Origin of the sequence: Serratia microhaemolytica, from assembly GCF_004011885.1 — a bacterium.
Lineage (GTDB): Bacteria > Pseudomonadota > Gammaproteobacteria > Enterobacterales > Enterobacteriaceae > Serratia_G > Serratia_G microhaemolytica.
Window position 1 is genome coordinate 23900 of record NZ_SBEF01000002.1, and the last position, 22196, is coordinate 46095.

The 22196-nt window shown below is 48.7% G+C and carries 20 protein-coding genes; 10 read left to right on the forward strand and 10 right to left on the reverse strand.

Annotated features, from left to right (window positions below):
* The first annotated feature begins 16 nt into the window (after positions 1 to 16).
* On the forward strand, positions 17 to 2425 hold the full coding sequence (locus tag EOJ37_RS02100) for a bifunctional aspartate kinase/homoserine dehydrogenase II (protein ID WP_162473641.1): 2409 nt from the start codon (positions 17 to 19) through the stop codon (positions 2423 to 2425).
* A gap of 79 nt (positions 2426 to 2504) precedes the next feature.
* Here the strand turns inward: EOJ37_RS02100 and cgtA are convergent, their stop codons facing one another.
* From cgtA to rplU, 3 genes are all read right to left on the reverse strand, one after another.
* Complete coding sequence (cgtA, locus tag EOJ37_RS02105) at positions 2505 to 3674, reverse strand: Obg family GTPase CgtA (RefSeq protein ID WP_127957193.1); 1170 nt, start codon at positions 3672 to 3674, stop codon at positions 2505 to 2507.
* Between the two features lie 170 nt (positions 3675 to 3844).
* Complete coding sequence (gene rpmA / locus EOJ37_RS02110) at positions 3845 to 4102, reverse strand: 50S ribosomal protein L27 (protein WP_127957196.1); 258 nt, start codon at positions 4100 to 4102, stop codon at positions 3845 to 3847.
* Between the two features lie 17 nt (positions 4103 to 4119).
* On the reverse strand, positions 4120 to 4431 hold the full coding sequence (rplU, locus tag EOJ37_RS02115; protein ID WP_127957200.1) for a 50S ribosomal protein L21: 312 nt from the start codon (positions 4429 to 4431) through the stop codon (positions 4120 to 4122).
* Between the two features lie 593 nt (positions 4432 to 5024).
* Here rplU and ispB point away from each other — a divergent pair.
* Positions 5025 to 5996, forward strand: coding sequence for an octaprenyl diphosphate synthase (ispB, locus tag EOJ37_RS02120; RefSeq protein ID WP_127957203.1), 972 nt, complete (start codon positions 5025 to 5027; stop codon positions 5994 to 5996).
* 224 nt (positions 5997 to 6220) lie between these two features.
* Here the strand turns inward: ispB and EOJ37_RS02125 are convergent, their stop codons facing one another.
* Positions 6221 to 6574 (reverse strand): DNA-binding protein, encoded by a 354-nt coding sequence (locus tag EOJ37_RS02125; RefSeq protein WP_127957575.1) that lies wholly within the window; start codon positions 6572 to 6574, stop codon positions 6221 to 6223.
* Between the two features lie 179 nt (positions 6575 to 6753).
* Here EOJ37_RS02125 and EOJ37_RS02130 point away from each other — a divergent pair, with 179 nt between their 5' ends.
* Complete coding sequence (locus EOJ37_RS02130) at positions 6754 to 7014, forward strand: helix-turn-helix domain-containing protein (protein ID WP_127957206.1); 261 nt, start codon at positions 6754 to 6756, stop codon at positions 7012 to 7014.
* A 78-nt stretch (positions 7015 to 7092) separates the two neighbouring features.
* On the opposite strand, the gene mdh is transcribed toward EOJ37_RS02130, so the two are convergent.
* On the reverse strand, positions 7093 to 8028 hold the full coding sequence (mdh, locus tag EOJ37_RS02135) for a malate dehydrogenase (protein WP_127957209.1): 936 nt from the start codon (positions 8026 to 8028) through the stop codon (positions 7093 to 7095).
* A 445-nt stretch (positions 8029 to 8473) separates the two neighbouring features.
* On the opposite strand from mdh, the gene argR reads away from it, so the two are divergent.
* The 4 genes from argR (at position 8474) to EOJ37_RS02155 (ending at position 11649) form a co-directional block, all read left to right on the forward strand.
* Entirely contained in the window at positions 8474 to 8944 is a 471-nt protein-coding gene (argR, locus tag EOJ37_RS02140; protein WP_127957212.1) for a transcriptional regulator ArgR, read from the forward strand.
* 332 nt (positions 8945 to 9276) lie between these two features.
* Positions 9277 to 10050, forward strand: a complete 774-nt coding sequence (exuR, locus tag EOJ37_RS02145) for a transcriptional regulator ExuR (RefSeq protein ID WP_127957216.1) — start codon at positions 9277 to 9279, stop codon at positions 10048 to 10050.
* Between the two features lie 343 nt (positions 10051 to 10393).
* Positions 10394 to 10846, forward strand: coding sequence for a hypothetical protein (locus EOJ37_RS02150; RefSeq protein WP_127957219.1), 453 nt, complete (start codon positions 10394 to 10396; stop codon positions 10844 to 10846).
* A gap of 137 nt (positions 10847 to 10983) precedes the next feature.
* The gene (locus tag EOJ37_RS02155) at positions 10984 to 11649 is read left to right on the forward strand and encodes a DedA family protein (protein ID WP_127957222.1); all 666 of its coding nucleotides are present in this window, start codon (positions 10984 to 10986) and stop codon (positions 11647 to 11649) included.
* Positions 11650 to 11811: 162 nt separating this feature from the next.
* Here EOJ37_RS02155 and eno read toward each other — a convergent pair whose 3' ends face one another.
* The 4 genes from eno to EOJ37_RS02175 form a co-directional block, all read right to left on the reverse strand.
* Positions 11812 to 13107 carry a phosphopyruvate hydratase gene (eno, locus tag EOJ37_RS02160; protein WP_127957225.1) on the reverse strand — a complete coding sequence of 432 codons (1296 nt, stop codon included), beginning with the start codon at positions 13105 to 13107 and terminating at the stop codon, positions 11812 to 11814.
* Between the two features lie 132 nt (positions 13108 to 13239).
* Positions 13240 to 14877 (reverse strand): glutamine hydrolyzing CTP synthase, encoded by a 1638-nt coding sequence (pyrG, locus tag EOJ37_RS02165; RefSeq protein ID WP_127957228.1) that lies wholly within the window; start codon positions 14875 to 14877, stop codon positions 13240 to 13242.
* A 245-nt stretch (positions 14878 to 15122) separates the two neighbouring features.
* Positions 15123 to 15533 (reverse strand): hypothetical protein, encoded by a 411-nt coding sequence (locus EOJ37_RS02170; RefSeq protein ID WP_127957231.1) that lies wholly within the window; start codon positions 15531 to 15533, stop codon positions 15123 to 15125.
* Between the two features lie 73 nt (positions 15534 to 15606).
* A complete protein-coding gene (locus EOJ37_RS02175) occupies positions 15607 to 16110 on the reverse strand; it encodes an Hcp family type VI secretion system effector (RefSeq protein ID WP_127957234.1) in 504 nt (167 codons plus the stop codon).
* Between the two features lie 625 nt (positions 16111 to 16735).
* Here EOJ37_RS02175 and mog point away from each other — a divergent pair.
* Together mog and EOJ37_RS02185 are read left to right on the forward strand one after the other, a co-directional pair.
* On the forward strand, positions 16736 to 17323 hold the full coding sequence (gene mog / locus EOJ37_RS02180; RefSeq protein ID WP_127957237.1) for a molybdopterin adenylyltransferase: 588 nt from the start codon (positions 16736 to 16738) through the stop codon (positions 17321 to 17323).
* A 329-nt stretch (positions 17324 to 17652) separates the two neighbouring features.
* On the forward strand, positions 17653 to 18954 hold the full coding sequence (locus EOJ37_RS02185; RefSeq protein ID WP_127957240.1) for an MFS transporter: 1302 nt from the start codon (positions 17653 to 17655) through the stop codon (positions 18952 to 18954).
* A gap of 164 nt (positions 18955 to 19118) precedes the next feature.
* Here EOJ37_RS02185 and satP read toward each other — a convergent pair whose 3' ends face one another.
* The gene (gene satP / locus EOJ37_RS02190) at positions 19119 to 19688 is read right to left on the reverse strand and encodes an acetate uptake transporter (RefSeq protein WP_127957244.1); all 570 of its coding nucleotides are present in this window, start codon (positions 19686 to 19688) and stop codon (positions 19119 to 19121) included.
* Positions 19689 to 20212: 524 nt separating this feature from the next.
* On the opposite strand from satP, the gene dnaK reads away from it, so the two are divergent.
* A complete protein-coding gene (gene dnaK / locus EOJ37_RS02195) occupies positions 20213 to 22114 on the forward strand; it encodes a molecular chaperone DnaK (protein ID WP_127957247.1) in 1902 nt (633 codons plus the stop codon).
* The last annotated feature ends 82 nt before the right edge of the window (positions 22115 to 22196 follow it).

The window sequence follows — 22196 nt, forward strand, 5'->3', positions numbered from 1 at the left end:
AGGGGGAGGAAATTCAGTGAACGGGCGTCAACTGCACAAATTTGGTGGCAGCAGCCTAGCAGATGCTCAGTGCTATCTGCGCGTTGCTGCCATTATGGCCGAATATAGTCAACCCAACGATATCATGGTCGTTTCCGCTGCCGGCAACACCACTAACCAGTTAATTCGCTGGCTGCAACTTAATCAAACTGATCGACTGGCAGCACACCAGGAACAGCAGTCTCTGCGTCGTTACCACAGCGATCTGATTAGCCATTTACTGCCCACAGAGATCGCACAGCCGTTAGTGAGCCGTTTTATTGCTGATCTGGAGCGTTTAGCCCACTTGCTGGATCGTCAACCCACTGAAGCGGTCTATGCCGAGGTCGTCGGTCATGGCGAGATCTGGTCTGCGCGTCTGATGGCAGCATTACTGAACCAACAAGCTATGCCTGCAGTAGCGCTGGATGCGCGTGATTTTCTGTGCGCCGAGCGCGCCGCGCAACCCAAGGTGGATGAACAACGCTCTTTCCCGCTGTTACAACAACTGTTGGTACAACACAGCAACAAGCGACTCGTCGTGACCGGCTTTATTTCACGCAATCAGCAAGGCGAGACGGTACTGCTCGGGCGCAATGGCAGCGACTACTCAGCAACACAGATTGGTGCGCTGGCGGGTGTCGCACAGGTCACTATCTGGAGTGATGTGGCTGGCGTCTACAGTGCCGATCCTCGCAAAGTAAAAGATGCCTGCCTGCTGCCACTGCTACGGCTTGATGAAGCCAGTGAACTGGCACGTCTGGCGGCACCTGTGCTGCATACACGCACGTTACAACCGGTTTCCGCCAGCGATGTTGATCTTCAGCTACGGTGCAGTTACCAACCGGAACAGGGGGCGACACGTATCGAACGCGTGTTGGCCTCCGGTAATGGAGCCAAGATTGTCACCAGCCACGATGATGTCTGTCTAATCGAATGGCAACTGCCCGCCGAGCAAGACATCAAGCAGTGGCAAAAAGAGCTGGATCTGCTGCTCAGCCGGATGCAGGTGCGACCGTTAGCACTGGGTGCCCACCCTGACCGTAACCTGCTGCAACTCTGCTACACCGCCGAGGTGGCCGATTTTGCTTATCAGGCCCTGCAACAAATCAATCTGCCTGGCGAGTTACAGCTACGCAATGGGCTAGCGCTGGTGGCTCTGGTCGGGGCTGGCGTATGTAATAACCCACTGCATAGTCACCGTTTCTACCAGCAGCTTAAAGATCAGCCAGTCGAGTTTATCTGGCAGCCAGAAGAGGGGATCAGTCTGGTGGCGGTATTACGCCAGGGGCCAACCGAATCGTTGATCCAGGGGTTGCACCATTCTCTGTTTCGTGCGGAAAAACGTATTGGCTTAGTGCTGTTTGGCAAAGGAAATATTGGCTCGCGCTGGTTAGAGTTGTTTGCACGTGAACAGAAAAATCTTTCCGCACGTAGCGGTTTTGAATTTATTCTGGCCGGTGTGGTGGGCCAACAGGGCTGTCTGCTCGACTATCACGGTCTTGATGCTAGCCAAGTGGTGAATATTTTTGAAAAACAGTCACAACCTCTGGATCAACTATCACTGCTAAGTTGGATGCGTGCCCATCCATTTGATGATCTTGTGGTGCTCGATATCACCGCCAGCGAGCAGTTAGCACAACGCTATCTTGATTTTGCCAGCTACGGTTTTCATGTCATTACAGCTAATAAGCTAGCCGGTGCGGCAGGCAGCGATCACTACCGTCAAATCCGTGATGCATTCGCTAAAACCGGACGACACTGGCTCTATAACGCCACCGTCGGTGCCGGTTTACCGGTTAACCACACCGTGCGTGATCTGCGAGACAGTGGCGACACTATCTTAGCAATCAGCGGTATCTTTTCCGGTACGCTCTCTTGGCTATTTCTGCAGTTTGATGGTTCGGTGCCGTTTAGTGAGCTGCTTGATCAGGCCTGGCAGCAAGGGCTAACGGAACCAGATCCACGTATCGATCTTTCAGGACAAGATGTGATGCGCAAGCTGGTGATCCTCGCTCGTGAGGCGGGCTATGACATCGAACCTGATCAAGTGCGCGTCGAGTCGCTCGTGCCACCCCTCGCTGAAGCCGGTTCGATCGACCACTTTTTCGAAAATAGCGAACTGCTCGATCAGCAGATGCTGCAACGTTTGAAGGATGCCAAGCGAGAGGATCTATTACTGCGCCACGTCGCCCGTTTTGATGCGAACGGTAAAGCACGCGTTGGCATAGAGGCCGTGCCCGCCAATCATCCACTGGCATCATTGCACCCATGCGATAACGTTTTTGCCATTGAAAGCCGCTGGTATCGTGATACACCGTTGGTGATCCGTGGGCCTGGTGCCGGGCGTGATGTCAGTGCCGGAGCGATCCAGTCTGATCTTAACCGCTTGGCACAACTGCTTTGAGTGTGCAGAACTGCGATTAACACCGCTCCAGTTATTATCTGCAAGGGATTTCCCTTGCAGATATACAGGTTAGCAAAGATTACTTGTGGTAGATGATCTCGACACCCTCGTCATCATCTTCGTCCCAATCATCATCCCAATCATCTTCTGCTTCCTCTTCAACCGCAGCCAGTTGCTCACGGTGATAGTCATCCCACATAAATTCGACTTTTTCTACGCTCTCCTCTGCTGGGAGTGCTTTCGGTTGTGTATTGATGAAATTCATCACTTCCCAACACAACAAATCCACACCGGCGCGGGTCGCGGCAGAGATCAAATAGTAGTTATCATGCCATCCGATCCCTTCGGCGATCACTTTCGCGCGCTCAACCGCTTCTTGCTGATCAAGCGTATCAATTTTATTAAATACCAACCAACGTGGCTTCTGGGCCAGTTTTTCGCTGTACTGATTTAACTCATTGATAATGATCTTGGCATTCTCGGTTGGATCGGAACCATCGATCGGCGCGATATCGACCAGATGCAGCAACACGCGGCAACGCTCCAGATGCTTAAGAAAACGGATCCCCAGCCCCGCACCTTCATGAGCACCTTCAATCAAACCTGGAATATCGGCCACCACAAAGCTCTGCTCGCTATCCATCCGCACAACCCCTAAACTCGGTACCAGTGTGGTGAATGGATAGTCGGCTACTTTGGGTTTGGCTGCTGAAACTGCTCGGATAAAGGTCGATTTACCCGCATTTGGCAACCCCAACATGCCAACATCAGCCAACAGCAGCAACTCTAGCAGCAGCTCGCGTATCTCGCCTTTAGTGCCCATCGTCTTTTGCCGTGGTGCGCGGTTGACTGACGATTTAAACCTGGTGTTGCCCAGACCATGCCAACCGCCTTTAGCCACCATTAAGCGCTGTTGATGCTGCGTCATATCACCGATGATCTCACCCGTACCCTGATCTTTCACCCGGGTACCGACTGGGACTTTAATCACCACATCTTTACCACGCTTACCGGTACAATCGCGCCCCTGGCCATTTTGGCCCCGTTCAGCACGGAAAGATTTTTCAAAACGGTAGTCAATCAGTGTGTTTAAATTTTCATCTGCCTGTAGATAGACATCACCGCCATCACCACCGTCACCGCCATCCGGCCCACCGTTTGGGATGTATTTTTCACGGCGGAAACTGACGCAGCCATTACCACCATCACCTGCCACGACCTGGATCATCGCTTCATCTACAAACTTCATTTTCCATCTCCGTAAATCATTCACCCAGTTGCTTTTAGTTGGCAAACTGGCGGGTCTCTGCCGATAACAGAACGCTGCACCAAGCATAGCAGCAATATCCACCTCAGACAGATGAAAAAAGCCCCGCAACAAGTTGCAGGGCTTATTTATACTGGTCTGGCAACGAACAGTTATTCAGCTTCGATACTGATAAACTTACGACCGTTCGGGCCTTTAACTTCAAACTTGACTTTGCCATCTTTCAGCGCAAACAGAGTGTGATCTTTACCACAACCTACGTTAGTGCCTGCATGGAACTTGGTACCGCGTTGACGAACAATGATGCTACCTGCCAACACTGCTTCGCCACCAAAACGCTTCACGCCGAGACGTTTAGCCTGTGAGTCGCGACCATTACGCGTTGAGCCGCCAGCTTTTTTGTGTGCCATTAATCTGCTCTCCTAACTTAAGCGCTGATGCCGGTGATTTTAACGTCTGTGAACCACTGGCGGTGGCCCTGCTGCTTACGATAGTGCTTACGGCGACGAAACTTAACAATCTTGATTTTTTCGCCACGACCGTGAGCAACTACTTCAGCCTTGATCTTTCCACCAGCAACAAAAGGTGCGCCGATAGAGATCTGTTCGCCATTGGCGATCATCAAAACTTGGTCAAACTCAACTGCTTCACCAGTTGCGATGTCCAGCTTTTCCAAGCGAACGGTCTGCCCTTCGCTTACTCGGTGTTGTTTACCACCACTTTGGAAAACCGCGTACATATAAAACTCCGCTTTCCGCGTGCCTAACCGCTCAATGGCGACGCACGCTATAAATATTCAACAATAGGGCGCGAATTCTACGCAATAATTCTGCTTATGACAAGCGCATAATCTGGCAAAAGAGAGAAAAGCGCGAGCACGTGAACCGTTTTCTTACCTTTATCTATACGATTTTTTTAGTACAATCAGAGCAACCGCTACTGTCGAAAGTTGCATGAAGCGGCCTTTCACCATCGGACGGTGCGCCAAACTCGATAAGCTTTATCGTCGTACTCCAGGAACGGCAACCGGATTGAGCGGTGTGACATCACGCATCGGCGTTATCGAGAATTTGTTTTGTTTAACAAAACATTGGTGTGGAAAAATGCGATATTGGCTTTCAATAGCAAAACGTTAGCTTTCAACGGTACAATGCTGGGTCTAGGCCGTGTCTAAATCCTGCCTTGGCATGGCTTCACTTGAGCAATGCAACCACAGCGGACAAAGTTATCAACAAATCGCATCAAACATAATAAATGTGTTAGAACGACTGCCTAAACAACATCCGTCGTTTGATCCGGATCGCAATCACAAGAGACATAGCTGAAAATACCATGAACCTAGAGCAAATAACTGAGTTAACTTCGCAAGACATGGCGATCGTGAATGCAACGATTCTGCAACAACTCGATTCCGACGTGATGTTGATCAAGCAACTGGGCTATTACATCATCAGTGGCGGTGGTAAACGCATTCGCCCAATGATTGCTGTTCTGGCAGCGCGTGCACTCAATTACCAAGGTGAGCAACACACCACCGTCGCCGCACTGATCGAATTTCTGCACACCGCGACCCTACTACACGACGATGTGGTTGATGAATCATCGATGCGGCGTGGTAAAGCAACCGCTAACGCCGAATTCGGCAATGCAGCCAGCGTACTGGTAGGTGATTTTATCTATACCCGCGCTTTTCAGATGATGACCAAACTCGCCTCTCTGCGGATCCTGGAGGTCATGTCAGATGCTGTGAATGTGATTGCCGAAGGTGAAGTGTTGCAGCTAATGAATATCCACGATGCTGACACTAGCGAAGAGAACTACCTGCGCGTGATTTACAGCAAAACAGCGCGCCTGTTTGAAGCTGCTGCACAATCTTCCGCAATACTCGCCGCTGCCTCTGAAGCCGAGGAGTGCGCACTACGTGACTATGGACGCTATCTGGGTACCGCATTTCAGTTGATTGATGATCTTTTGGATTACAGCTCAAAGGGTGAAACGCTAGGTAAAAATATCGGCGATGACCTTAACGAAGGTAAGCCAACACTCCCGCTATTACATGCTATGTGGCATGGAAATACAGAGCAGGCGGCAATGATCCGACAAGCAATTGAGCAGGGGAACGGTCGCCATCTGCTGGAACCGGTATTGGCCACCATGCAGCAGTGTGGCTCACTGAACTACACCCGCGAAAGAGCAGAACTAGAAGCAGATAAAGCAATTGCAGCGCTACAGGTGCTGCCTGCATCACCCTATCGCGCAGCATTAGAGGGGTTAGCACACCTAGCAGTTCAGCGCCAATTTTAAGAAAAACTGATTGCCAGAAAATGCATACTGGTTGCCTAAAAATAGATTATTTGTTTTCCAAAAATCCGGTGTGCGAGTCACCAGGGCAGGTAGCCTTTACTGCCCCATTGGTTGCTTGGGTGATGATTTATATCAACGATTGTTTGTTTGAGCCATTCCTTGCCAAGATTAAATGTTATTTATATCAATGCATTATTGACCATCACTTATTCACCAAAGCACATTTACTTGGTTCTCTCTGCAATCCAGTCAAACAAACTCATAATTCCTTCACGCATCAGAAAAGTCATGACCTCACGTCGCTCGCTCAATGAGAGCTGGTAATAGCACTCAACCCAAATTTTTAATGGCTCCTGCCGTTCCAGTTGGCAAAAATCGGGATTTTCCCGCAACATCAACACAACCTGAGTATCACTCGGCAAGCTGTTAATATGATATTCAACACCTCTACCCTGAACACCTTTACGGCGGCGACTCACCCACCCTTCACGCCTTGCCATCTGGTTGACGCCTTGTGGTGAAGAGGGCATTCCTTTAAGACCAATCAGCTCCTTGGCCGCAAACCACTCGTTTTTCATAGCCATTATCTCAAGATTTAGTGTGTTAACGCTTATTTTTAAGAAATCAATAAGCCGTTTTTAGAAAAACCTATGTATAATAATTTCCTAAAATCGTTTCTTATTGATGAAACGCTTAATTTTAAGCTGTTAGTTGAATCAGTAACAGCACTTTCTCGAATAGATAAAGGAATGTAAATATGAACTCACGGGATCCTGATTGGCACCCAGCAGACGTTATCGCGGCTTTAAAGAAAAGAGGAAAAACACTGGCGGCAGTCTCGCGCGAGGCTGGACTCAGCTCATCAACACTCGCTAACGCACTGGCTCGTCCGTGGCCGAAAGGTGAGTGGTTAATTGCCAATGCGCTGGATATGCACCCTGCAGAAATCTGGCCCAGTCGCTATTTTGATCCACAAACACAACGCTTACTAGATAGAAAAAGCAGGACGAAACGATAAAAAAAACCGCCGGGCTCACTGCCGGCGGTTTTTGTCTGATCATCAAACGTTGATAATCTTTTTAATCAATGCATTGAGTTAATTGACGAACTTTTCACCCAATTCGATATCGCTGCGCAACACCGTCAACATCTCATTCAATGCTTTTTGCTCAAATGCGCTTAATGTGCCGATATCTTTGCGCTCTTCCACGCCATTTTTACCGAGCAACACCGGCTGTGCAAAGAAGCGTGCATACTTGCCATCGCCTTCAACATAGGCGCATTCGGTCACCCCTTGCTCACCGCTCAGCGCTCGTACCAACGACAGACCAAAGCGTGCGGCTGCTTCACCCATCGACAGCGTCGCAGAACCACCACCGGCCTTCGCTTCCACCACCTCAGTACCGGCGTTCTGGATACGCTTGGTTAAGTCAGCAACTTCCTGATCGCTGAAACTAACGCCCGGAATTTGCGATAACAGCGGTAGAATAGTGACACCAGAGTGACCCCCGATCACCGGAACATTGAGCGCTTCAGGCTGTTTGCCTTTCAACTCGGCGACAAAGGTATTCGAACGGATGATATCGAGCGACGTAATACCAAAAAGCTTATTCTTGTCGTAAACGCCGGCTTTCTTCAGCACTTCAGCGGCAATCGCTACGGTGGTATTGACGGGGTTAGTGATGATGCCGACACACGCCTTTGGACAGGCTTTCGCCACCTGTTGAATCAAATTACGCACAATACCTGCATTCACATTGAACAGATCAGAACGATCCATACCCGGTTTACGTGCCACCCCGGCAGAGATCAGCACGACATCGGCACCATGTAACGCAGGTGTGGCATCTTCACCGGTAAACCCTTTGATTTTAACGGCAGTCGGGATGTGGCTGAGATCAACAGCAACACCAGGAGTTACTGGGGCAATGTCATACAGGGAGAGTTCAGAACCTGAGGGAAGCTGAGTCTTTAGCAGAAGGGCGAGCGCCTGACCAATACCACCGGCAGCACCGAGAACTGCAACTTTCATCCTATATTCCTTCTATTATTTTTAACGGATATACCCAAAAAACTTTGGGCGCGAGAGAACGCGAAGGGACTGTGTACCTCACACCTTCACAACGATGAACCTTCACGGTTAAGGCAGTCAATTTTCTGACAGAATATATAGAGTTTTCTCTTAAAATCTAGTCTGCGGAACTCCACTAATCAGCAAGAGTGCGATGAGGTTCACAATTATGCTAAATAATAGTTACATTTTGTGCGCTTTGTCATCACTTGGCTATTACCTCGTTAACAGCCAAAACATCTCTCTTTTTTGCCAGCAAAGCGGGGATTATTGGCGATTAATTGCATAAAAATGCATTTGTACGCATAATCATAACGCAGGCTGTCAACCCGTAGTTCACCTGCACATGAATAGATGCAACACATCGGGCAGCAGCCCTCAGACTCTTGATATTTTACGGTGAGAAATGCGTACCCCTGCCAAGCAAGAAGATTTAATCAAAGCATTTAAAGCATTGCTGAAAGAGGAGAAGTTCAGTTCTCAAGGCGAGATCGTATCCGCATTGCAAGAAGAGGGCTTTGAAAACGTCAACCAATCCAAAGTATCACGGCTACTGACCAAGTTTGGCGCAGTGCGGACACGCAATGCCAAAATGGAGATGGTCTACTGCCTGCCGGCTGAACTCGGCGTGCCTACTACCAGCAGCCCACTGAAAAATCTGGTGCTTGATGTTGATTATAACGCCGCAATTGTGGTCATTCACACCAGCCCAGGCGCAGCACAGTTGATCGCACGCCTGCTTGACTCACTCGGCAAAGCGGAAGGCATCTTAGGCACCATTGCCGGTGACGATACCATCTTTGTTACGCCGGCGCGCACCTTCAGTGCAGCACAGCTCTATGATGTGATCCTGATGTTGTTTGAACAGGAACTCTGAGCTGCCACTTGAAGTACCCTCTGCACTAGCTGTAATGCCATCAGTTACTAATGCAGGTAGTGACTAATGTAGGTAATTACAATGCGGATAGTTGCAATGCGGACAGTTGCAATGCGGACAGTTACAATGTGGATAGTTACAGTGCAGATAAGTGCAATACTGCCAGACAAGAGCATTGAAGGTGGTATAACACCCTACCCAGCAACGTATTGCTGACAGCCTGTTTGAGTGCGAGTTTCGCCCTTTGTGGCGTGATAAACTGGTAGCTATCAGTGTTAAGTGGTATAACAAGTTTCCTGATTTTCACCCTCTTCTGCACAGAGCATTTATTTATGGCATCAACCGATACCCGCCGCCTTTACCAGCAACTGGCGGCCGAACTGAAACAGCGCATTGAGCGTGGAACCTACACCATCGGTGATAAGTTGCCCGCAGAGCGCTGCATCGCTGAGGAGATGGATGTCAGCCGCACAGTGGTACGTGAGGCGATTATCATGCTGGAAGTTGAGGGCTATGTTGATGTCCGCAAAGGTTCAGGCATTCATGTCATTGCCACACAACAAAAGAATCTGGTGCTGCCAGCAGACAGTTTTGAATTTGCTACTGCTGGGCCGTTTGAACTATTACAGGCCCGGCAATTGATTGAGAGCAACATTGCCGAATTTGCCGCCACCCAAGTGACCAAACAGGATATTGTCCAGTTAATGGAGATCCAGCAGCAGGCTCGCAAAGAGGAGAGCTTTCGTGATTCAGAATGGGACCTGAAGTTTCACTGCCAGGTAGCACAAGCGACCCAAAACAGCGCATTGGCAACCATTGTAGAAAAAATGTGGGTACAGCGTGTTAACAATCCTTACTGGATTAAACTGCATGAGCACATTGATGAACGCTCAATCGCCAATTGGTGTGATGATCATGACGAAATACTCAATGCTTTGATCTGCAAAGATCCACATGCGGCTAAACTGGCGATGTGGCAACACTTGGAAAATACCAAACAGATGCTGTTTAACGCCACCAGTGATGATTTTGAATATAAAGCAGATCGCTATCTATTTGCAGAAAACCCGGTCGTCCATCTGGATAAGCTGACACAATCAAAATAGCCGCCATGTCAGAGCAAACGGTGTCATTGGTGTAAACCCCTTAACGGCTTCGATAGCTTGCTGGATCAGCTTATGTCAGAGGGCTGCTAGTGCGATCTCTGCCTTCACTACATTCGCAACGGATGAAAGATCTAAGCCGACACCGTGAGTTTTAGCCAAATTGACTGAGCCATCCCCACTGTTCTGTTCTGCTATCTAGCTGCGGTTGAAAACACCCACGTTAAACTGCTGCCGATATCATATTTTTCTTATCGTAATGCAGATTTTTCTGTTGACGATAGCACTACCCTGCTAGAATCTGTTCACTTTTTACTTGTTGATTTTAGGAGTAGAACACAAGTATATGCGCTGGTTGCTTGCTACACTTATCGCTTTTTTTTGCTGGGGTGAACTGTTCTCTGGTCAGAAGTGTTACGCAACCATCATTCCCTGGCTAAATATCTCGCACCATGCGGCAGAAAACTTAACTTCCCCGCTTGACACACCGGTTTCCACTCCTGAACTGCGTCGTAAGCCATTAACCCATATATTAGTGTTGTTACCAAGAGAACAGTCTGACTATCGGCTACGGCTCAAATCACTCCAATCTGCATCCAGTGATGGCACAGATTGTTGCATCCGTTTTCTCTCTGAGACTGACAAACAGTCAGTGTTGAAATGTAGCAGTGAACCTCAACAGATTGGTTGGATGTTGCACTCAACGGCACAACATAACCGGCTAGGTGGCTGGAAAGAGAGCAATATGCTTTACCGTGCCTCACTGCTCTATCTGCTACCCCCTGTTGTTATATCATGACACTTTGCAGTAAAAACAAAATGATTGGATTATCAGTTGCCAGTTAGTTATTAGCCTTCTGCGGGTTATCACTAGCTAAACACGAGATCCAGATAAACCTGGCGCCACGTAAACAATGACGTTTTTAGGAACACCGGATGGATATCATTAAGCAGTTGCTTGATGCCTTATGGCAACAAGACTTTGAAACCTTAGCTAACTCTTCGCTGGTTTGGGTGCTGTATGGATTGTTATTTGTCATTCTACTGCTAGAAAATGGCCTGTTACCCGCAGCTTTTTTACCTGGCGATAGCCTGTTGATTTTGGTTGGTGTGTTGATTTCAAAAGGTACCATGAACTTTCCATTAACCATCGTCATTCTTACCGTCGGTGCCAGTCTGGGTTGTTGGCTCAGTTATTTGCAGGGACGATGGTTAGGCAATACACGCATGGTACAGAGCTGGCTGGCACATCTGCCCGCTCACTATCATCAACGTGCTCATCAACTGTTCTATCGCCACGGACTATCAGCGCTGCTGATTGCCCGTTTTTTGGCCTTTATCCGTACTCTGCTGCCTACTATTGCAGGCCTCTCTGGGCTAAGTAGTTCACGCTTTCAACTATTTAACTGGATCAGTGGGTTGCTGTGGGTTCTGATCCTGGTTTCTATCGGCTTCTTCTTGGGGAAAACGGCCATCTTCAATAAGTATGAAGATCAATTGATGTACTGCCTTATGCTGCTTCCCGTGGTGCTATTAGTGATTGGTCTGTTCGGTTCGCTACTGATGGTTTGGCGTAAGCGGCAAAGCCGCCAGCGCCGCTAGGCATCTCATCCCAACGACAGACAATAATCCGAACTACAGACAATAATCCGAACTACAGACAATAAAAAACGGAGTGCGCAACAACGCCCTCCGTTTTTTTAACCCTCGGTTCGCTGTACCAAACCGAGGACGACTTTACCGCATGTTACCGAAGTTCTGGTGTTACTGGCCTTTCACTTCTTTCAGACCGTTGAACGGAGCACGCTCACCCAGCGCTTCTTCAATACGGATCAATTGGTTGTACTTGGCAACACGATCTGAACGGCTCATTGAGCCAGTCTTGATCTGCCCAGCAGCAGTACCGACAGCCAGATCGGCGATGGTTGCATCTTCAGTTTCACCTGAACGATGCGAAATCACTGCGGTATAACCCGCATCTTTTGCCATCTTAATCGCTGCCAGCGTTTCAGTCAGTGAACCGATCTGGTTGAACTTGATCAGGATCGAGTTAGCGATACCCTTGGCAATCCCCTCTTTCAGGATCTTGGTGTTAGTCACGAACAGATCATCACCGACCAGTTGGATCTTGTCACCCAGTACTTTAGTCTGGTAAGCAAAGCCAGCCCAATCTGACTCATCCAAACCATCTTCAATTGAAACAATTGGATATTGTTTAGTCAAATCTTCCAGGAAGTGGGTGAACTCTTCAGAAGTAAACGCTTTGTTACCTTCGCCTGCCAGCACATATTTACCATCTTTGTAGAACTCAGAAGCTGCACAGTCCATCGCTAAGGTCACGTCTTTACCTAACACATAACCTGCGGCACTTACCGCTTCGGCGATCACTGCCAATGCTTCAGCATTAGAACCGAGGTTAGGTGCATACCCACCCTCATCACCTACTGCCGTATTCATTCCTTTCGCCTTCAATACCTTCGCCAAGTGATGGAACACTTCAGAACCGATACGTACCGCTTCTTTCAGGGTTTTTGCCCCTACTGGCTGGATCATGAACTCTTGAATATCAACATTGTTATCAGCGTGTTCACCACCATTGATGATATTCATCATTGGTAATGGCATCGAGAATTTACCTGGGGTACCGTTCAGCTCAGCAATGTGTTCGTACAGTGGCATCCCTTTGGATGCTGCTGCCGCTTTCGCGGTAGCCAGTGAGACCGCCAAGATCGCATTAGCGCCAAACTGCGACTTGTTTTCGGTGCCATCTAACTCAATCATGATCCGGTCGATGGTCGATTGATCACGTGCATCTTTACCCTGTACTGCTTGAGCAATTGGTCCATTAACTGCCGCGACCGCTTTCAGTACGCCTTTGCCGAGAAAACGCGCTTTGTCACCATCACGCAGTTCCAGCGCTTCACGAGAACCGGTTGAGGCTCCTGATGGCGCAGCCGCCAGCCCGACAAAACCACCTTCCAGATGAACTTCTGCTTCAACGGTTGGGTTACCGCGTGAGTCGATGATTTCACGGCCAATGACTTTCACAATTTTGGACATAGTAGGTCTTCCTCAAATCAAAAGTTAAACTAAAATTCGATGTCAACAACAACTCAATGCCAGCCACTCTGGGCAAATTAATCTAGCAAAGAAACAGGGCTCGCGGTTAGCACGCTCTGTGGATGAAAACAGTTACTCTACCTGACGCTTCTGGTACTCACGTGCCGCATGGACAAAACCGGCAAACAGCGGATGGCCATCACGCGGTGTTGACGTAAATTCCGGATGGAACTGACAAGCGACAAACCAAGGGTGATCTGGCAGCTCAATAATTTCTACCAGTTTATTATCTGCCGAGCGACCTGCAATACGTAATCCGGCAGCCTCTATCGGTTTTAGCAGCATATTGTTCACTTCGTAGCGATGACGGTGACGCTCAGTAATAGTTGCTTTGCCATACAACTTACGCACCAGACTATTTTCAACCAGATGACAAGGCTGAGCGCCAACCCGCATGGTGCCGCCGAGATCGCTCTCTTCGCTACGTACTTCAAGATTGCCCTCTTCATCACGCCACTCGGTGATCAACGCAATGACCGGATATTTGCAATCAGCGACAAACTCGGTTGAATTAGCCGCTTCCATGCCAACTACATGGCGAGCAAATTCCATCAATGCCACTTGCATCCCAAGGCAGATCCCGAGATAAGGAATGTTATTTTCACGTGCATAACGTGCTGTCATCACTTTCCCTTCGACACCACGATAGCCGAAACCACCCGGGATCAAAATCGCATCAAGCCCCTTGAGCAACTCGACACCACGCGTCTCAATGTCTTGGGAATCGATCAGTTTAATATTGACGGTCACACGATTTTTCAGCCCAGCATGTTTCAGGGCTTCAATCACCGATTTATAGGCGTCGGGCAGTTCAACATACTTACCAACCATACCGATGGTCACCTCACCATTCGGGTTGGCCTCTTCATAAATCACCTGCTCCCATTCAGCCAAATTGGCTTCTGGCGCATTGATCTGGAAACGTTTGCAGATGTAGTCATCTAGCCCCTGCGCTTTTAGCAAACCTGGTATTTTATATATTGAATCAACATCTTTTAGAGATATTACCGCTTTCTCTGGCACATTACAGAACAGCGCGATCTTGGCCCGTTCATTGGCCGGAACTGCCCGTTCCGAACGGCAGATCAATACATCTGGCTGGATACCAATAGAAAGAAGCTCTTTGACTGAGTGCTGAGTCGGCTTAGTTTTAACTTCACCGGCAGCAGCAAGATAGGGCACCAGCGTTAGGTGCATAAATAGGGTATGCTCACGGCCGACCTCTACCGCCATTTGACGAATCGCTTCCAGGAATGGCAATGATTCGATATCCCCCACGGTACCACCGATTTCTACCAGCACCACATCATGACCTGCTGCACCATCAATGATCCGCTGTTTGATCGCATTAGTGATATGCGGGATCACCTGTATGGTGGCACCAAGGTAGTCGCCCCGACGCTCTTTACGCAGTACATCCGAGTAGACACGGCCAGTGGTGAAGTTATTGCGACGGGTCATTTTGGTGCGGATGAAGCGCTCATAGTGACCAAGATCGAGATCGGTTTCAGCACCATCTTCGGTCACAAACACTTCACCGTGTTGAGTCGGGCTCATCGTACCAGGATCAACATTAATGTACGGATCCAGCTTCATGATGGTAACGTTGAGACCGCGAGCTTCGAGAATCGCTGCCAGAGAAGCAGCTGCAATGCCTTTACCCAGAGAGGAGACTACCCCGCCGGTCACAAAAATGTAGTTAGTTGTCATGCTGAACCCGAGATTTTAGGTTTAAAGATGATGGAGAAACCAAGACGGGAAAACAGTATACCCGAAGCACCACCCGGCGACAAATACTATTGCCGAGATCATCACTGACATCATCTTATTAGCCACGTTCTAGTACCACAAAAAAAAGCGGACAACTGGTGTCCGCAAAAATTGTTGCAGTGGCTAAAGTTGTTACTAACTCTCTAATTATCCCTAATGTCAGACCCAATCACACAACCCAAAACTTATGGATGCATCGCATCATATGTCGCCTGGAACGAAGGCGGTAAACGCTCACGATCATAATTGGCGAAATAGAGCGCGCTGCCGGTGGCATTCATCAGCACCCCAGTTGCCGTTACTGCCGCTTCACCAAAATGCCCTGCACGCAGCGCACTGATGGTATCGCGTGTAAACACCGCACTCTCACGTAACGAGGCGCTAGCTTCAGTTCTTTCCCCAGAATTAACTTTTTGAATATTGTCTGAAATACTTGCTAGCGCGCGCGAACTTAATGAAACGCCTGAGGCTTTCAGAAACTGGTTTATCGCGCCAACAGCAGGAATATACACCGATCCTGGCGTGTAGTTATTGCTAACAATAGCTGCCAGTTCATCACGGCGAGCCATGCCAACACGATCATTTGATTCAGGCATCCATTACTCCTTTACTCGGTTATCGATTAAGGCCGAAGCAATTCGGCCCAGGAACTATTGCGCTAAACCAGCGTTACATGCTACCGGCAGCATTATCACGCTCAAGCCAAGAGTCAGAGTGTGAAATATTGCCATCTTTGTAGCACCAAGTGACTTTTTCATAACGGAGTTGGATACTCTCCATATGATTGAACTTCTCTGTCGCCGGATTTTTAATGTTATGCATTACCGGCGACACTGCGACGATAATCACATTTTCCATCAACATGTTGAAGTATTCTTCTTCCGTACCGGCATCATTAATTCGATACCACTTCAACTCTGCAGATTTGAGCTTCTGGCCGGTGGTAACTGCACGGTAAAGATAGGGTGAAGAGGCATCAAACTCTTTCACCATCACCATCGGTGCATGGATACGAGTACCGGTCAATTTGCCGGTATTATTGTCGGTTGGGATACTGACGTTGTGAACAAACTCAATAACTTCAATGCTGCCTTTCCGTCCGGTAATATCAACAGAACCGGAAATATCAACACCACCATCATCTTTCAGCCATAAGTAAGCTGGAATTGCCATCTGATTTACTCCATCCTGGTTTAACAAAGTTAATGATGTTGTAACTACACAGCGTGATAGCGCCTACTGACAACAAGCGCACCACAACTAAAAATTACAACTTGGTTTTTTGCTACTACACTGCCAGCTTCTCTGCCAAACAGCCTCACCCGAGAGGCAATTTGACAGATCCACATCTGGTTGCTATACCCAAATCAGCCGTCTAATTCGCTCTGCCTCAGCGCTGGTGGATCACCACACAGCATCTCCTGAGGCTGTATCAGCGCATTACGATACCGACCGACCTGCTAACTTTTCTTATATTATCAGCCACACTTCACTGACGCAGCAGGCCATTCACAAACAATTAACTTGTTTATCATTTGGATACAAACACGACCTTTGCAACATGCCCTGTCAGTATTCGCAATATTCATTCACATCAATTATCTGTGTACTCTCCCCCCTCTCCTGATGCGCCAGTACTGGCTTCGAGCCTGTGACAAATAGGCCAATCACAGCAAATTAGCTCATACTTTTGATGCGGACACGTCGAGCACCGACGTTATATACTTGCGCGGTTTGTCAGCCGATCGACAGCCAACGACAGCATCAGATTAAAAAGCAGTGATAAAAGAGGTTAATTATGGAGACATTACGTATTGGGTTGGTATCGATCTCTGATCGTGCCTCACAAGGGATATACCAAGATAAAGGGATCCCGGCACTAGAGAGCTGGCTCACCAGCGCACTGGTCACTCCCTTCAAACTGGAGACCAGACTTATACCTGATGAACAACGACTCATTGAACACACATTGTGTGAACTGGTGGATGAGATGGGATGTCATCTGGTGTTGACTACAGGTGGTACCGGGCCTGCACGACGCGACATTACCCCAGATGCTACCTTGGCTATCGCCGATCGACTGATGCCTGGTTTCGGTGAACAGATGCGCCAAGTCAGCCTGCATTATGTGCCCACAGCGATCCTGTCACGCCAAGTGGCGGTGATCCGTAAACAAGCTCTCATTATCAATCTGCCGGGGCAACCTAAATCAATCAAAGAGACACTTGAAGGTGTCAAAGATCAGCAAGGTAACGTGATGGTACATGGTATCTTTGCCAGTGTTCCATATTGTATTCAATTACTTGAAGGACCATATATCGAAACAGATGCCAATGTAGTAGCGGCATTTCGCCCAAAGGATGCACGTCGCGAGATAAATCACTAAATGGAGATCACGCAAAAAATAGTATTCAGTGATACTGGTGTGCAAAGAATTTGCCGTTATAGTAAGGAACTTTTTACAGCACCGCATACTAGGGCAATTCAATTGGCGAGCATTTTTTAACCAACACAACATGGCTCAAGGTGATCTTTTCCGTTGTTGTCTCTGCCACGCGCAGGGGCCTGCCGTCAGTTGTTAGCCAGGTTGGCTATAGAGAGACAGTGTGCTACCAGTTAGCACTGATAATGAGTCAACGCCTTGGTTAAAAAATACTCACAACATCCCATTAAACGTATGCTTTTTCTATTTCCTTGAATCAATAACGGTACATTATGCCTCACGATAATAATCGCCGATTGAACCGGCAGGACTACAAAACGCTCACGCTGGCTGCCCTCGGTGGCGCACTAGAGTTCTATGATTTTATTATTTTTATCTTCTTCACACTCACCATAGGGCAACTGTTCTTCCCTGCCGACACTCCGGAATGGCTACGGCAACTACAGACTTTCGGCATCTTTGCTGCCGGTTATCTAGTGCGGCCGCTGGGCGGCATCATCATGGCACACTTTGGTGACCTTATCGGCCGCAAAAAAATGTTTACACTTAGCATTTTATTAATGGCTGTACCGACCCTAGCAATAGGGATGTTGCCTACCTATGCCAGCATCGGCATCGCAGCACCGCTGCTGCTGCTACTGATGCGCATCCTGCAAGGTGCTGCAATTGGTGGTGAAGTACCGGGGGCATGGGTATTTGTCTCTGAGCACGTCCCAACACGGCGCATTGGCCTGGCCTGTGGCATCCTCACTGCCGGCCTCACTGCCGGTATTCTGCTCGGTTCATTAGTCGCCGGGCTGATCAACACCTCATTCAGCCAACAGGAAATTCTCGACGGTGGCTGGCGTATCCCATTCTTCCTGGGCGGTATTTTTGGGCTATTTGCCATGTACCTGCGCCGTTGGCTACAAGAGACTCCGGTGTTCATCGAAATGCAACAGCGCAAAGCATTGGCAGCAGAGCTACCGCTGAAATCGGTGGTGATGAAGCATAAGAAAGGGATCGCGATCTCGATGCTGCTCACTTGGCTACTCTCCGCCTGCATTTTAGTGGTGATCTTGATGACACCCGCTTATCTGCAAAAACAGTTTGCGATTGCACCAGCGCTATCACTACAGGCAAACAGCCTCGCCACCATAATGTTAATCATCGGCTGCATGACCTTTGGTATTGCGATTGATCGCTTCGGGGCGGGTAAAACCTTTATTGCCGGTAGTCTGCTGCTCGCTATCGGCAGTTCGCTGTTCTATCACTCGATGACAACACATCCAGAGTTGCTGTTTGTCAGCTACGCATTCGCAGGTTTCAGTGTCGGTATCGTTGGCGCTGTGCCCTATGTAATGGTGCGGCTGTTTCCTGCCGAAGTGCGCTTTAGTGGCATCTCATTCTCGTACAATGTGGCCTATGCCATCTTCGGCGGTTTAACACCGATCTTTGTCACCTTGATCATGCCACTCACTCCGCTGGCACCCGCCTATTATGTCTTGGCGCTGGCGATCATCGGTCTGATGCTCGGTGGCTATCTCTATCAGCAAGATCAGCAGCGACGCAGACCTAACATCTCCTGGGGTTAAACCACCAACCCGCGCGACAACGTGGGGTGCCGACTTACTGCTAACAGGCTAAAGCAAAGCTCAAAGCAGTAAAAAAATACAAGTTAGTACAATGCGATAGCACAATAAAACAGTAGGGCACCTTATCGGTGCCCTACTCAATCAAACTTCACTACTGTGTGTGCTTATGCTGAACGCGCACCAATCGGTAACACAGTGCGACCAAACTGCTCATTCAACACCTCTGCCATCGCCAAATAAATCGCGCTGGCACCACAAATCACCCCTTCATAACCTGCCAGCGTTAAGATCGCGTGGTTACCGGTGATGTTGCCAATTGCTAGCAGCGCAAATAACAGCGTCAAGCTGGCGAACACAAACTGCAATACACGGTTGCCAGGCAAAGTGCCAAAGAACATAAACAGGGTAAATACCCCCCAGAGTGCTAAATAAATTCCCAACACACTGGCTTCTGTCGGTTCAGCCAACTCCATACGCGGCAGCAACCAGATGCCAACTAAAGTCAGCCAGAAACTGCCATATGCGGTAAAGGCGGTCAAACCGAAGGTATTACCCTTTTTATATTCCAAAATACCGGCAAAAATCTGTGCGATACCGCCGAAAAAAATCCCCATACTGACAATCGCGGAGTTAACCGGGAAAAAGCCCGCATTGTGCAGATTCAACAAAATGGTTGTCATACCAAAGCCCATCAGCCCTAATGGCCCAGGATTCGCCAGCTTATTCGTGTGCATATATCCTCTGTCATCATAAAATGTTAACAAAATGAATCAGTAGCGTTGAAACGCTACCGCTACATTGCGCGATCAAAGCGCAGAGCTTGGCACAATGCAGTAGACTGAATTGGCAGAAACTACATAATTTACATTGAAATAGTGTTAGTTAATGATGCCAGGCCTGAACCTGGATGAATGAACGATCCCCACCTGAACAGCGCGCGTGATCATAGAGATCCGAACTTCACTAAACAATAATCTGAGCATGATAACAACAAATTTTTTCCCGCTTCCCCCTTGATGCTGATGGTACAGCCCCCATGTTAGTCAACAGCCGTAGTTACTCATGTGGTTACTCAGGTAGTTACTCACACAGTTACTCAACAACTACAGTTGCTCGACTGCGCCCTGACCTAGCGATTGCAATGGTGTCAGGATAACGCTGAAACGCTGTGATGAAGGGCACTTGAAATAAAAAACACTCGCCCACATATCAGCAAGCAACGTGACCGATTATGAATTTATTTAGTGGAGATGTTTAGATGGGCAAAATTATTGGTATCGACTTGGGGACAACCAACTCTTGTGTGGCAATTATGGATGGGGGCAAAGCGCGAGTGCTGGAGAACGCAGAAGGCGATCGCACCACTCCTTCGATCATCGCCTATACCCAAGATGGTGAAATTCTCGTTGGCCAACCTGCTAAGCGTCAGGCAGTCACTAACCCGAAAAACACCCTTTTTGCAATCAAGCGTTTGATTGGCCGCCGTTTCAATGATGAAGAAGCACAACGCGATAAAGCGATCATGCCTTACAGCATCGTTGCTGCCGACAATGGCGACGCCTGGCTGGAAGTAAAAGGCCAGAAAATGGCACCACCACAGATTTCTGCTGAAGTGCTGAAAAAAATGAAAAAAACTGCCGAAGATTACTTGGGTGAACCAGTGACTGAAGCAGTGATCACCGTGCCTGCCTACTTTAACGACGCACAGCGTCAAGCGACCAAAGATGCTGGGCGCATTGCTGGGCTGGAAGTGAAACGTATCATCAACGAACCGACTGCTGCTGCGCTGGCTTATGGTCTGGACAAAGAAGTCGGCAACCGCACGATTGCGGTTTACGACCTTGGCGGTGGTACCTTCGATATCTCGATCATTGAAATCGATGATGTTGATGGTGAAAAAACGTTTGAAGTATTGGCAACCAACGGTGATACCCACCTCGGTGGTGAAGACTTTGATAGCCGTCTGATCAACTACCTGGTAGAAGAGTTCAAAAAAGATCAGGGCATTGACTTACGTAACGATCCGCTCGCAATGCAGCGTCTGAAAGAAGCGGCAGAGAAAGCGAAAATTGAGCTCTCTTCTGCACAACAGACTGATGTTAATCTGCCTTACATCACTGCCGATGGGAGTGGTCCTAAGCATATGAACATCAAAGTCACACGAGCCAAACTCGAGTCTTTGGTAGAAGATCTGGTCAATCGCTCGATCGAGCCGCTGAAAGTTGCCCTAAAAGATGCTGGGCTGTCAGTTTCCGACATCCAGGACGTGATCCTGGTTGGTGGTCAGACACGTATGCCAATGGTACAGAAGAAAGTTGCTGATTTCTTTGGTAAAGAGCCACGCAAAGACGTTAACCCGGATGAAGCTGTAGCGGTAGGTGCTGCGGTACAGGGTGGCGTGCTGGCAGGCGACGTTAAAGATGTCTTACTGCTCGACGTAACCCCGTTGTCACTCGGTATTGAAACAATGGGTAGCGTGATGACACCGCTGATCAGCAAAAACACCACCATCCCAACCAAACACAGCCAGGTGTTCTCTACCGCCGAAGATAACCAATCGGCAGTGACCATCCATGTGCTGCAAGGGGAACGTAAACGCGCCAGCGATAACAAATCGCTCGGTCAGTTCAACCTGGATGGCATTCAAGCTGCACCACGCGGTATGCCGCAGATCGAAGTCACCTTTGATATCGATGCTGATGGTATCCTGCACGTTTCGGCTAAAGACAAAAACACCGGTCGTGAACAGCAAATCACCATCAAAGCCTCTTCAGGTCTGAACGAGGAAGAGATCCAGAAAATGGTACGTGATGCTGAAGTGAATGCCGAAGCTGACCGCAAGTTTGAAGAGTTGGTGCAAACCCGTAACCAAGCTGATCACCTGCTCCACAGCACAGAAAAACAGCTACAAGAAGTGGGTGAGAAACTGCCAGCGGAAGACAAGAGCGCCATTGAAAGCGCACTGAAAGATCTGCAACAGGCAGTGAAAGGCGAAGACAAAGCAGAAATTGAGGCGAAAACTCAAGCATTGATGCAAGCGTCTGCCAAGTTGCTCGAAGCGGCGCAAGCGCAAGCCACCGACGCAGGTGCGGCTCAGGCTGCACAAGGTGATGACAACGTTGTTGACGCCGAGTTTGAAGAAGTCAAGGACAAAAAATAATCGCCCTTGAGCGGGGCATGAGCACAGCCAACAGACTCTGCTCATCAATCAGCACGGGCGTTGGGGTAACCCTACGCCCGTG